The sequence below is a fragment of the Geomonas sp. genome (assembly GCF_035254065.1).
GTDB lineage: Bacteria > Desulfobacterota > Desulfuromonadia > Geobacterales > Geobacteraceae > Geomonas.
This window is the reverse complement of the sequence record NZ_DATFBA010000330.1, coordinates 1-12,076: the sequence shown is the minus strand read 5'-3', so window position 1 is coordinate 12,076 and position 12,076 is coordinate 1. Positions and strand designations below refer to the sequence as shown.

The window sequence follows — 12,076 nt, the reverse complement described above, 5'->3', positions numbered from 1 at the left end:
GACCGCTCGAAGGTCATCGTGACCGCCGAGGTCACCCGGGACGCCAAGGGGCTCCTGGTGAAGGATACCCGTTTCTGGGTGGTGCGCGCCCGCATCTCCGGCGGCAACGTCTCCGGCCTGGGCACCTTGATCGGAGGGACCTACATCGGCGTGGACGCCGGGACCTCCACGGAGTCGCAGGACAAGTTCGTCGGCCTGGAGACTCCCCCCGCCGTCTCCATGAACGTGCCGGGACGGCAGTTCGTCCTGCATGCCGCCGATGTCGGCTCGCTGGATGCCGCTTCCCCCATCTTCTTCAGGCGCCTGCAGGTGGGACAGGTGATCAGCACCGACCTCGATGCCGACGGCAAGGGGGTCACCATCAAGGCCTTCGTCCGCGCTCCCTACGACCAGTACGTGCATGAGAACACCGTCTTCTGGCATGCCAGCGGCGTCGACCTGACCGTCAACACCACCGGGATCAAGGTGAACACCGAGTCGATGGCGGCGGTCCTGTTGGGGGGTATCGCCTTCCAGACCCCGGACAGCCGTCAGCCGGTGCCCAAGGCCCCGCCCAACATGGTCTTCCCGCTGTTCCCCACCCGTGACGAGGCGCTCAAACACGCCGAGACGAGCGAGCCGTTCCGGCTGATCTTCCACGAGTCGGTGCGCGGGCTGTCGGTGGGGGCGCCGGTCGACCTGCGGGGGGTGACGGTGGGCGAAGTGACCAAGATCGACATCGCGCTGGACCCCAAGCGCTCCAACTTCGCCATCCCGGTTGAGATCGAGTTGTACCCGGACCGCCTGCACGCCATGCACCACCACCGGCCGGGGACCACGCAGGATTTCCGCCCCCTGTTGGATGAACTGGTAGCGCACGGTCTCAGGGCCGACATCCGTAACGGGAGCCTTTTGACCGGCCAGCTCTACATCGGGCTCGACTTCGTGCCCAAGGCCAAGAAGGCACAGATCGACTGGAACCACAACCCGCCCAAGTTCCCGACTGTGCCGGGCTCCATGCAGGAGCTGCAGCGCAAGCTGATGGATATCGTGGACAAGATCGACCAGATGCCGCTCAAGGAACTGACCACGGACGCCAGGAAAACGGTGCAGTCGCTCGACCAGACGGTTAAGAGCGCGGACAAGCTTCTGAAGAACGTGGACGCCTCCCTGGTACCCGAGGCGCGCTCGGTCCTGAATGAGGCGCGCCAGTCGATGGCGGAGCTGAAGAAGACCCTGGGCGAGGCGCAAAAGACCATCGGCGGGGCCAACGGCGTGCTGTCGCCCGATGCACCGCTGCAGGTCGACCTGCGCGACACCCTGAGGGAGGTGTCGCGGGCCGCCCAGTCGCTGCGGGTCCTGGGGGACTACCTCGAGCAGCATCCCGAGTCCCTGATCCGCGGCAAGAAGGAGGAGTGACCATGATGCGCAGCATGTTATGGACGGCGGTGGCAATCTGTCTGGCGTTGGCCAGCGTGGGGTGCAGCAGGTCCCCGCAGATCAACTTCTATACCCTCACCCCCGCGGCCGTGGCCCAGTCGTCGGCTCCCCAGCCGGCGGTCGCCTCCTCCCCCGCCTTCCAGGGAGCCTCCAGCGCCCGGGCCCTCCCGGTGGTCGCCATCGGCCCCATCACCCTGCCGGAGGTGGTGGACCGGCCCCAGATGGTGGTGCAGGCGGGCCCCAACGAGGTGAAGATCCTGGAGACCAAGAGGTGGGCCGAGCCCCTGAAAAGCGGCATCCCGCGCTTCATGGCCCGGGAGATCGGCCGGCAGCTTGCCTCCCGGCGCGTCTTCTCCTACCTGGAGATGACCGGGGCCGCCGCCGATTACCGGGTGCTGGTTGACTTCAGCCGTTTCGACTCCCAGCCGGGCGAGGCCGTCACCGTCGAGGCCGACTGGACCGTGCGACACCAGGGAAAGGCCGCCAGGGCCGGTCACTCGCTGGTGCGCCAGAAAATCCAGGGTGAAGGCTACGACGCCCTGGTTGCCGCCTACAGCGCCGCCCTCTCCGTGCTCAGTGCGGAGGTGGCCTCCGGGCTGCAAGCACTCACTCCGTAAAAAGGGCAAGCCGGCAGTGGTTACTGCAAGTTTCTGCCAGACAGAAATGGCCGTTCACCCTGAGCCTGTCGAAGGTGAAACTGTTACGGCAACCAGGGACTGTCCAAGCTTTCAACTCAGGTGCTATAAGGAGCGGCTTGGAGACCACTTGCAGTCTGCCCACCTTGCGTCGGCTGCACACTCACTAGCTGCCCCCATCCTATCTAGCTAATTCAGTACAATATCTCCCACTACAACACGTTATACTTCACTCGCTCACCATTTTATACTGTTCCCTGCCTGGTAACTGCTTCTTCAGGTCCCGGTTGCAAATTGCGGTCGGGGCGATAAACTCTGTTGCGTTATTTTGCTTCACTATTACGTGTAATCCTCTTAGCTTTCAGTGAAATCGCGGTACAGTCTGCACATTGAAGAGATAGGCTGGTAGTGCTTCCATCAGTGATGTCGTTTGACGTTTCTCCTGTCCTACCACTACCTCGGGGGTATCAGATGGAGATCAGACTGGACGGCAAGCGCGCATTGGTCACCGGAGGCAATTCCGGCATCGGAGAGGCGATCGTCACCGCCCTCGCCGAGGCGGGCGCCAAGGTGGCCATCAACTATCACAATCGGCCGGAAGCGGCCCAGGCGGCGGTGCAGCGGGTCATGGAGCAAAAAGGAGAGGCGATGGCCATCTCCGCCGACGTCTCCGATCCGGATGCGGTGGCCGCCATGTTCCGCCGGCTCGACGAGAGCTGGGGCGGCGTCGACATCCTGATCAACAACGCGGGGATCGACGGGGTGAGGGCCTTCGCCTGGGAGAGCGATCTGACCGCCTGGCGAGGGGTGCTGGAGGTCAACCTTTTTGGTAGCTTCATCTGCGCCCGGGAGGCCCTGAGAAGGATGGTCGCCCAGAAGGGTGGGGTGGTGCTCAACATCAGCTCCGTCCACGAGGAGATCGCCTGGTCGGGCTACAGCGCCTACACCGCCAGCAAGGCGGCGCTCGGCATGCTGACCAAGAACCTCGCGCAGGAGGCGGCGCCCCATGGGGTGCGGGTGCTGGCCGTGGCGCCGGGAGCCATCCAGACCCCGATCAACCGCGCGGTCTGGACCGATCCGCAAAGCCGCCAGGACCTTTTGGAGAAGATCCCGCTCAACCGGATCGGTGACCCGCAGGAGATCGCCCGCGTGGTGGTGGTGCTGGTTTCCGACGTCGCCTCTTACCTGACCGGCCGCTCCGTCTTCGTAGACGGCGGCATGACCGATTTCCCCGATTTCTCGCACGGCGGCTGAGTCGACTGTTTGTTGTGCCGGATTTCGGTGAGGACGTTCCCCCTGCGTCCCCTCCCCTTCAAGGGTAGGGACAGGGTGAGGATGGGTCGCCACAGGAGATGTCATGAAGAGTGAAGAGCGCTACGCACCGGGCGGCCCGGGAATCCCGGGGCGTTGGACCTCCAGCGCCAAGTCAGCGGTTGGTGCCTCCTTGACCAACAACTGCACGGTCTGGTTCACTCTCAGCCACGGCATCTTCAACGAGATCTACTATCCCCGCATCGACCAGTCCTGCGTCCGCGACATGGGGATGCTGATCACCGGCAAGGGGGGCTTTCGCTCCGAGGAGAAGCGCGACACCGACACCGAAGTGCGCTGGCTCGACGAGGGGGTGCCCGGCTTCCAACTGATCAACAGCTGCCGATACGGGACCTACCGGATCGAAAAGACCATCATCACCGATCCCCGGCGGGACACCGTGCTGCAGCAGACCCGCTTCATCCCCCTCCAGGGAAGCCTCGACGATTACCGGCTGTTCCTTTTGCTCGCTCCCCACCTCGGCAACCAGGGGGCCGGCAATACCGGCTGGCTCGAAGAGTACAAGGGGGTCCCCATGCTGTTCGCCCAGCGGGACGGCCATGCGCTGGCCCTGGCCTGCTCGGTCCCCTGGCTCAAGAGAAGCGTCGGTTTCGTCGGCCCGTCGGACGGCTGGCAGGATCTCATGTCACACGGAGAACTCACCTGGGAGTACACGCGCGCTCAGAACGGGAACGTGGCCCTCACCGGCGAAATCGACCTCTCTGCCGACGGTAGCTTCCTGATCGCCCTTGGCTTCGGTCACAAGGCCTGCGAGGCCGGCAACCGCGCCCGCGCCTCCCTGCAGGACGGTTTCCAGGCGGCACGGGAGGAGTACCTGAGCCAGTGGAACCTCTGGCAGCAGAACCTGCTCCCGCTGGACCAGGAGACCTCGCCCGGGCGGCTCAATTACTACCGGGTCAGCACCGCGGTGATCAGGAGTCACGAAGCCTACAACTTCCCGGGCGGCATCATCGCCAGCCTGTCGGTTCCCTGGGGCTTCGCCAAGGGGGACAACGACCTGGGTGGCTACCACCTGGTCTGGCCGCGCGACCTGGTGGAGTCCGCCGGGGCCCTGCTGGCGGTAGGGGCGCACGGCGAGGTGGGGCGCGTGCTTCGCTACCTGCAGTCCACCCAGGAGGAGGACGGCCATTGGGGCCAGAACATGTGGCTGGACGGTACCCCCTACTGGAACGGCATCCAGATGGACGAGACCGCCTTGCCGGTGCTGCTGGTCGATCTGGCCAGGCGGGAAGGGGTGCTGGACGACGAGCTCGTGGCCCGCTTCTGGCCGATGGTAAGGCGGGCGGTGAACTACCTGGTCTGCAACGGGCCGGTCAGCCCGCAGGACCGCTGGGAAGAGGATCCCGGTTACTCCCCCTTCACGGTGGCGGCCGAGATAGCGGCGCTTCTGGTGGCGGCCGACCTGGCTGAGCTGCAGGGTGAGGCGTCGCTGGCGATCTATCTGCGCGAGACTGCCGACGTCTGGAACGCCTGCATCGACCGCTGGATGTACGTGAAAGGGGGCGACTGGGCCGAGCGCTACCAGGTTGACGGTTACTACGTGCGCATATCCCCGGCCGACCTGGTGGAACCCGTGCTGCGCTTTCAGCAGAAGGTGGTGGTGAAGAACGTGGTCCCCGGTCGGGAGACCATGGTGGCGAGCCACCTGGTGAGCCCGGACACCCTGGCCCTGGTCCGCTTCGGCCTGCGCGAGGCGGACGACCCGCGCATCACCGACTCCATCAAGGTGATCGACGCGCTGCTCAAGTTCGAGACCGCCAAGGGGCCGCTCTGGCACCGCTACAACGACGACGGCTACGGCGAGCATGACGACGGGGAACCGTTCGACGGCACCGGGGTAGGGCGGGCCTGGCCGCTTTTGACCGGCGAGCGCGGGCACTACGAGCTGGCGGCCGGTCGCGCCGAAGAGGCGCGCAGGATGCTGGTGGCCATGGAAGATTACGCCAGTACCGAGGGGCTCATGCCGGAGCAGATCTGGGATGCGCCCGATCTCCCGGAGCGGGAGCTCTTCCAGGGCAAGGCTTCCGGCTCGGCGATGCCGTTGGTGTGGGCCCACGCCGAGTACCTGAAGCTGCTCCGCTCGCTGTACGACGGCAAGGTCTTCGACCTGCCGCAGCAGACCGTCCAGCGCTACCTGAAGGAGAAGACCGGTTCCTCGTTCCTGGTCTGGCGTTTCAACCACAAGCTCCGCTCCATTCCGACCGGCATGAAACTGCGCGTCGAGACCCTCGCCCCCGCCCGCGTCCACTGGAGCACCGACGACTGGCGCAGCTTCCAGGAGACCTCGACCCGGGACAGCGGACTGACCATGCAGGTGGCGGACCTGGAGACCGGGGAAGTGCCCGAGGGTGGGAGGGTGCTTTTCACCTTCTACTGGCCCGGCGCCGACCGTTGGGAGGGTGCCGATTTCATGGTGGACGTAGCCGCCGCGGACGGCCTGGGCACCAGGAAAGGCTAAAATGGGAGTGCAAAGAGGTCCGACAGGTCGGACCGCAGTAACCGAATGAGCAGCTGCGCAAACCACAAGCTGATAACGAAGTAGAACTTTAATCGCAGGGGGAGACATGTTGATTCTGGCTGGAGACGTAGGAGGGACTTCGACCCGCCTTGCCTATTTCGAGGAGCAGGGGGGCGAACTGGTGGCTCTGGCCGAGGGCCGCTACCCGAGCAGGGAGCACAGCAGCCTGGTGGAGATCGTCAGCCGCTTCGTCTCTCAGCACCGGCTCACCGCTGAGCGGGCCTGCTTTGGCATCGCGGGCCCCGTGCTGGATGGACGGGTGAGGACCCCGAACCTCCCCTGGCACATCGACAGCCGCGAGCTCGCCCAGCTACTGGAGCTCCCCCAGGTCCGCCTGATCAACGACCTGGAGGCCAACACCTACGGTATCGCCGCCCTCAAGAAGGAGGACCTCTTCACCCTCAACCCCGGCACCCCCGACCCCACCGGCACCATCGCGGTAGTTTCCGCCGGCACCGGCCTCGGTCAGTCGCTCGCCTACTGGACCGGCGCCCATCATCGGCCGCTCCCCAGCGAGGCGGGCCACGCCGATTTCGCTCCCAGAAACGAGGTGGAATCCGACCTGCTGCTCTATCTGCAGGCCAAGCACGGCAGGGTGAGCTACGAGCGGATCGTCTCCGGGCCGGGGCTTCTCAACATCTACCAGTTCCTGCGCGACCGGCACTACTTCTCGGAGCAGGCCGAGATCAGCGCAGCCATGCACGCCGGCGATCCTCCTGCCGTCATCACGACCGCCGCCTTGGCGGGGAACTGTCCGCTCTGCGTGAAGGCGCTCGACATCTTCCTGGCGGTCTACGGGGCCGAGTCCGGCAATGCCGCCCTGCGCTTTCTGGCAACCGGTGGCGTCTACCTCGGCGGCGGCATCCCTCCGCGCATACTGGATAAACTGAAGGGTCCCACCTTCATGGTGGCATTTTCCTCCAAGGGGAGGCTCAGCGCACTGGTGCAATCCATTCCGGTGCACGTCATTCTCCAGGAAAAGACCGCTCTGTTGGGAGCCGGCAGGGCTGGCTTCCTGCTCACCTGAGATAGGTCGGCAGCCGCTAGCAGATTTCTCCCGTTTTCCGGATTTTGCCCCGCCCCATTACCCTTCATCTTTAGTTCACTCCGAATTGAAAATGAATCGTGCACGTCGCGGTATGCGACATTGACAGCCTGCTTCGACAGTAGAAGCAGGCTGCAACGTATTAAAGTAGCCTGACATCACATACATTTTGGGGTACATTGACACAAGAGCATCCTGTTGGCTTTAATCAGAATACTTAATTCACTACACAACGGCACAATGACTATCTCACAGTTTGCCATTGACAATTTTCCCGTCTCTGCTATTAATCAAACAGTGCATGATTATTAAAGGAGGATGGTTCAATGGCGACTTTAGTTGAAATAGCAGCACAGCTTGTGGCGTCTCACGCTTCCAGCACGCCGATGACTTCCGATGAGCTTCTGGCAGAAATCAGCAAGGTCCACGCCGCTCTTAAGAACCTTGAGGCAGGTCAGGCCGTCGAAGGGGTCGAAGAAGCCAAGCCCGCGCTTACCGTCAAGGAAGCTTTCAAAAAGAACGAGGTGGTCTGTCTGTTGTGCGGCAAGGGGGGCTTCAAGACCTTGGCCCGCCACCTGAGCACCGCCCATGGCATGAAGCCCGGCGCCTACAAGAAACAGTTCGGCATCTCCAGCAAACAGGCCCTTTCCGCCAAGAGCTATTCCGAATCGAGGAGGAAGATGGCTCAGGACAGGGGCTTGGCAGACAACCTCGCGAAGGCGAGAGAGGTGCGTATGGCCAACATCGAGGCCAAGAAAGTCGCCCCCGCCAAGGCAACCAAAGCCGCAAAAGCCCCGGTCAAGGCAGCCAAAACCACCAAGGCCAAGGCCGCACCCAAGGCCAAGAAATAAACGACCCTCCGCCGGTCGCCAAGGCACCTCTGCCAAGGGGTGCCTTTTTTCATGACAGTCCGGCTCCACCCGGCTTTACAGCACCTAAGCCGTTGCTATAATGGCTACTTCACATTTCATTTCACTGGAGGAGACATGCGAAAGACACTGCTGGCCGCACTCGCCGTACTCATTGCCGTACCTGCCTTTGCCGCTGAGGCGCCGAAGACCGAGGAACAGAAGACCCTGTACGCCGTCGGCCTGGTGATGGCTCGCCAACTCTCGATCCTGTCGCTGACCCCCGAAGAGCTGGAAATGGTAAAGCAGGGGATGACCGACGGGGTGACCGGCAAGGCGCCGCTGGTCGACGTGGAAGCCTACAAGATGAAGATCAACCAGTTCGCCGTTGACCGGCGCAACGCCGAAGGGAAGAAGCTCGCCGCCAAGTCCCAGGAATACATCGACAAGGCGGCCAAGGAGAAAGGCGCCGTGAAGACCGCGTCCGGCCTGGTCTACCAGCCGATCAAGGAAGGGGCCGGCGACAGCCCGAAGGCGACCGACAAGGTGCAGGTGAACTATAAGGGCACCCTGATCGACGGCAAAGAGTTCGACAGCTCCTACTCCCACGGCCAGCCGGTCGAATTCCAGCTGGACAAGGTGATCAAGTGCTGGACCGAAGGGGTTCAGATGATGAAGCCCGGCGGCAAGGCCAAGCTCGTCTGTCCGCCCCAGCTCGCCTACGGCGAGAACGCGATGCAGGCCATCCCCCCCAACTCCACCCTGGTCTTCGAGGTCGAGCTGATCAAGGTACTGAAGTAAGCCGGCAGCGAAGGTCGATGAGAATCTTCTAGCCGAATTTTTTATTGACAAAGATCCTCGCCTGCACTATAAAGAGAAGCTCTTGAGGCGCTGGCCTCGGGAATCTTCAGCAGTATTGAAACACTAATAGTATATTCAGAGCTTGGCGGTGTAGCTCAGCTGGTTAGAGCACACGGCTCATATCCGTGTTGTCCGGGGTTCAAGTCCCTGCACCGCCACCATTTATAAAAAGACCGTGTACTCAAGTGAGTTGCACGGTCTTTTTGCGTTTAGCCCTGCCGTGCCCTGCCAAAGCTGTCAAAGCATGTCCCTTCCCAATGCGAATGCTCCCGTGAACTGTCCTTCCGTGCTGTAGCCGCAAAAGGTTTTCATCTCGCGTGAAGATGTAAGAAAAAAGGGGTGACGGCGATTACGCCGACACGAGTGCTACGGGGTGCGAACGGAATGTGCTTTTTCGGCTATATAGGCGTCAGTACCGACTGGCAAGACGGCGATGACCAAAATCTGCCGTCTTGGCCAATGCCTAACGGCTGCCGCTACGGAAGGGTACCCGCCGGCTTGTCGTAGCTGCTCAAAAGGAAATATATTGACATATGAATACGTGAATGTAATATACACTCATGCCTCATGGCGGGAGGCAACGATGACGGTAGTAGTCTCAGTAGCGGCGTTGAGTTGGGGAGTCGTTGCCGTGGTCGCCTTTTTCCGGACTGGGTAGTGGAGAATGGTTGCCGGTTGCTGTGCATCTTCTTAAACCGATATAAAATATGAGTTCGGCTCGGTGAGCAAATTCTGCAACGAAGGAGGCATCATGAACCGAAGGACGTGGCGGGTTCTGGGCGGAATACTTCTGCTGCTCTTGGCGACGGCGGTTGTGGCTTCAGCTCAGGGCGGGAAAGGAAGCGGCGGGTGGGGGATGAATGGCGCCTATGGTAGGCTCTATAACCCTTCGACAGTAGAAACGGTCACTGGCAAGGTCGTTGGAGTGAGCAAAATGACTCCCATGAAGGGGATGGGGCCGGGAATCCACCTTGATCTCCAGACCCAAAAGGAGACCGTGTCGGTACACCTGGGCCCCGCCTGGTACCTGGATCGGCAGGATACCCGGATCGAAAAAGGGGATGAAGTGGAAGTCACCGGCTCTCGGGTCACGGTCGGTGGCAAACCTGCCCTGATCGCCTCGGAGGTCAAAAAAAATGATCAGGTGTTGAAGCTACGGGATGCCAGTGGCGTCCCGGTGTGGAGTGGCTGGAGGCAAGGGCGGTAGTTGAGCCTGAAGCCGGCCAGTTCTCTGCTTGGTCGGCGGTATGAATGGACGGTATGAGAATGGAGGATCTTTCCTGATGCCTTTTTATGAGTACATATGCCTGGACTGTGGCAACGCATTCGAGAAACCAGACAACCAGATTGCCGATGAAGCACAATGTCCTGCATGCGGTTCCGCTGAAATCAAAGACCCGGTCGCAGCATCGGGGACTTCGGCATCAGATTGCTGCACCCCGAAGGGCTGAAGGTTTTAACGTCGCCAGTTCGGCGGCTACGGAAACGGAGAGCAGGGGCGCAGTGGCGCTCCTGCTCAGGGATCCTATAGGTGGTTCTCCCAGCTGAAGTTCCTGTAAACTTGAGTGCTCCTCATGCCGGTGGTACTGGGGGGCGTCCCCTTTTACCGTCAACCGCACATGATACGAAAATCCTGATGCTGATGTCCGGCCAGTTGAGCAGACCGGTCGACATCTTCGACCTTGCTCATGCACGGGGGGCATTTCCTTCTGCTCGGCTATAGGCTGCTCCTGGACGGAAAAGAGCGGCTTGGCCGACGCCAGCACGTGTCGGAGTAAAGAAGGTAAACATGCAACCGCACGAGTTACTGAAGGCGATGAAGGCAAAGAATCCACCGGTTCTCCTGGATGTTCGCAATAGCTTCGAGTTCAGGCGCGGCTACATTTCCGGTGCCGTCCATGCCCCGACCTGGAAGATTTTACTGAAGCTTGCGAAACTACCTCAGGACCGGGACACGCAACTGGTGGTCACCTGCGAGCTGGGGCCGCGTGCCGGCATCGCGCAGGCACTGCTACGCGCCTACGGGTACCGCAACGTGGTACTCCTCGTCGGGCAGATGGCGGGATGGCGGCGGTCTGGGTTGCCTCTGGAAAGATGATCTCTGCGGCTCGTTGAAGTGGTCAGCATCGCTACCTACCAGGGTTGCCGTGCTCCCTGCATCGACCACGGCAGGTGTCGGTTCCCGCCACTGCACTCGTCACCCACTGTCAAATCACCTTCTCACCGCTGTCCGGCTGGAACAGTAATTTTGTGCATATGCACAAAATATTCGTTGACGTATTAAATTTCCCATATATAATCCCCTCCTGTAAGCCATCTACAGGAGGTGTACCGTGAAAATTTGCTTTCCCACCAGTGTAGACCGTGGCCTCGCAAGCGACGTCTTCGGCCATTTCGGATCGGCTCCCGTCTTCGTCATCGTGGACGCTGCAACCAACGAGGTAGCGGCAATCGGCAACGGCGATCGGATCCATCAGCATGGAGCGTGTAATCCCCTTGCGGGGTTGGGAGGCCAGCAGGTCGACGCCATCGTGGTAGGCGAGATTGGACGGGGTGCTCTCTTCAAGCTGAACAACGCCGGCATCAGGGTCTTTCAAGCACATGAAGGGACCATTGCCGAGAACATGGCGCTCTTTCGTGACAACAGGCTGCCTGAATACCTGCCGACTCATACCTGTGGCGGCCATGGTCACGGCGGCGGGTGCTCGCACTAAACATGACGCGTCCGCAGAAACCGAGAAATTGCAGCTGCCCGCACCGGTCCGGTTATGCAGCGGTCTTCAAGCCGGCCGGCACCCCACTCAAGGATATGGCCGTCATCCAGCTCGGGCATGACGAGTTGGAAACACTGCACCTTTGCGACGGTGAGGGGAAGACCCAGGAGCAAGCCGGCAAGCTGATGGGGATCTCACGCGGGACCGTGCAGCGACTGCTGGCCAGCGCCCGCCAGAAGGTGGCCCAGGCCCTGGTGGGGCAAAGGGCTCTGGGCATATCTGCCAACCCGTCCCCTGAGGAAAAGGCTAAACCAGCGCGTCACGCGTCATTCAATGAACATGCACACAGGGAAGGACCCCCAATGAGCGAGCTGTATAGTGAGAAGGTGATGGATCACGTCCACAATCCGCGGAATGTGGGGTCCCTTGAGGACGCAAATGTCGTCGTACAGGCCGGTGACCCAAATTGTGGTGACGCCCTCGTCTTCTTCATCAAGATCGCGGACGAACGGGTGAGCGACATAAAGTTCCTCATCAAAGGCTGCGGCGCAGCCATTGCCACCTCGTCCATGGCAACGGAGCTGGTCATGGGGGCAACCCTTGAAGAGGTGATGGCCATCGACGACCTGAAGATCGCCGCGGCCCTCGATGGTCTGCCGGAAGGAAAAATGCACTGCTCGAACATGGCAGCGTCGGCGTTACAT

At 61.5% G+C, this 12,076-nt stretch carries 12 protein-coding genes and 1 tRNA gene; all 13 read left to right on the top strand.

The window, feature by feature from the left end; translation table 11 throughout:
* Positions 1-1,398, top strand: a 1,398-nt coding sequence (locus VJ604_RS15285) for a PqiB family protein (RefSeq protein WP_324083976.1), incomplete at its 5' end; no start/stop codon positions are given.
* A 2-nt stretch (positions 1,399-1,400) separates the two neighbouring features.
* The gene (locus VJ604_RS15280; RefSeq protein ID WP_324083974.1) at positions 1,401-2,036 is read left to right on the top strand and encodes a PqiC family protein; all 636 of its coding nucleotides are present in this window, start codon (positions 1,401-1,403) and stop codon (positions 2,034-2,036) included.
* Positions 2,037-2,525: 489 nt separating this feature from the next.
* Entirely contained in the window at positions 2,526-3,308 is a 783-nt protein-coding gene (locus tag VJ604_RS15275; protein WP_324083972.1) for a glucose 1-dehydrogenase, read from the top strand.
* Positions 3,309-3,411: 103 nt separating this feature from the next.
* Positions 3,412-5,844, top strand: a complete 2,433-nt coding sequence (locus tag VJ604_RS15270) for a glucan 1,4-alpha-glucosidase (RefSeq protein WP_324083971.1) — start codon at positions 3,412-3,414, stop codon at positions 5,842-5,844.
* Positions 5,845-5,950: 106 nt separating this feature from the next.
* Positions 5,951-6,931 (top strand): glucokinase, encoded by a 981-nt coding sequence (gene glk / locus VJ604_RS15265; protein ID WP_324083968.1) that lies wholly within the window; start codon positions 5,951-5,953, stop codon positions 6,929-6,931.
* Positions 6,932-7,275: 344 nt separating this feature from the next.
* Entirely contained in the window at positions 7,276-7,800 is a 525-nt protein-coding gene (locus tag VJ604_RS15260) for a Ros/MucR family transcriptional regulator (protein ID WP_324083967.1), read from the top strand.
* 135 nt (positions 7,801-7,935) lie between these two features.
* On the top strand, positions 7,936-8,598 hold the full coding sequence (locus VJ604_RS15255; RefSeq protein WP_324083965.1) for an FKBP-type peptidyl-prolyl cis-trans isomerase: 663 nt from the start codon (positions 7,936-7,938) through the stop codon (positions 8,596-8,598).
* 144 nt (positions 8,599-8,742) lie between these two features.
* Positions 8,743-8,819: transfer RNA gene (locus tag VJ604_RS15250), tRNA-Met, on the top strand.
* A gap of 590 nt (positions 8,820-9,409) precedes the next feature.
* A complete protein-coding gene (locus VJ604_RS15245) occupies positions 9,410-9,865 on the top strand; it encodes a MamS/MamX family magnetosome protein (RefSeq protein ID WP_324083963.1) in 456 nt (151 codons plus the stop codon).
* Positions 9,866-9,905: 40 nt separating this feature from the next.
* The gene (locus VJ604_RS19390) at positions 9,906-10,109 is read left to right on the top strand and encodes an FmdB family zinc ribbon protein (RefSeq protein ID WP_414652450.1); all 204 of its coding nucleotides are present in this window, start codon (positions 9,906-9,908) and stop codon (positions 10,107-10,109) included.
* A gap of 338 nt (positions 10,110-10,447) precedes the next feature.
* The gene (locus VJ604_RS15240) at positions 10,448-10,756 is read left to right on the top strand and encodes a rhodanese-like domain-containing protein (RefSeq protein WP_324083961.1); all 309 of its coding nucleotides are present in this window, start codon (positions 10,448-10,450) and stop codon (positions 10,754-10,756) included.
* Positions 10,757-10,991: 235 nt separating this feature from the next.
* Positions 10,992-11,372: a NifB/NifX family molybdenum-iron cluster-binding protein gene (locus VJ604_RS15235; protein ID WP_324083959.1), complete on the top strand. Its 381-nt coding sequence runs from the start codon at positions 10,992-10,994 to the stop codon at positions 11,370-11,372.
* A 2-nt stretch (positions 11,373-11,374) separates the two neighbouring features.
* A partial coding sequence (locus VJ604_RS19385) for an iron-sulfur cluster assembly scaffold protein (protein WP_324083956.1) occupies positions 11,375-12,076 on the top strand: 702 nt, incomplete at its 3' end.

What these genes read in the sequence shown, in the direction of transcription:
- VJ604_RS15280 (WP_324083974.1), top strand. Translation starts at nt 1,401, where the DNA reads ATGATGCGCAGCATGTTATGGACGGCGGTGGCAATCTGTCTGGCGTTG.
- VJ604_RS15275 (WP_324083972.1), top strand. Translation starts at nt 2,526, where the DNA reads ATGGAGATCAGACTGGACGGCAAGCGCGCATTGGTCACCGGAGGCAAT.
- VJ604_RS15270 (WP_324083971.1), top strand. Translation starts at nt 3,412, where the DNA reads ATGAAGAGTGAAGAGCGCTACGCACCGGGCGGCCCGGGAATCCCGGGG.
- glk (WP_324083968.1), top strand. Translation starts at nt 5,951, where the DNA reads ATGTTGATTCTGGCTGGAGACGTAGGAGGGACTTCGACCCGCCTTGCC.
- VJ604_RS15260 (WP_324083967.1), top strand. Translation starts at nt 7,276, where the DNA reads ATGGCGACTTTAGTTGAAATAGCAGCACAGCTTGTGGCGTCTCACGCT.
- VJ604_RS15255 (WP_324083965.1), top strand. Translation starts at nt 7,936, where the DNA reads ATGCGAAAGACACTGCTGGCCGCACTCGCCGTACTCATTGCCGTACCT.
- VJ604_RS15245 (WP_324083963.1), top strand. Translation starts at nt 9,410, where the DNA reads ATGAACCGAAGGACGTGGCGGGTTCTGGGCGGAATACTTCTGCTGCTC.
- VJ604_RS19390 (WP_414652450.1), top strand. Translation starts at nt 9,906, where the DNA reads ATGAATGGACGGTATGAGAATGGAGGATCTTTCCTGATGCCTTTTTAT.
- VJ604_RS15240 (WP_324083961.1), top strand. Translation starts at nt 10,448, where the DNA reads ATGCAACCGCACGAGTTACTGAAGGCGATGAAGGCAAAGAATCCACCG.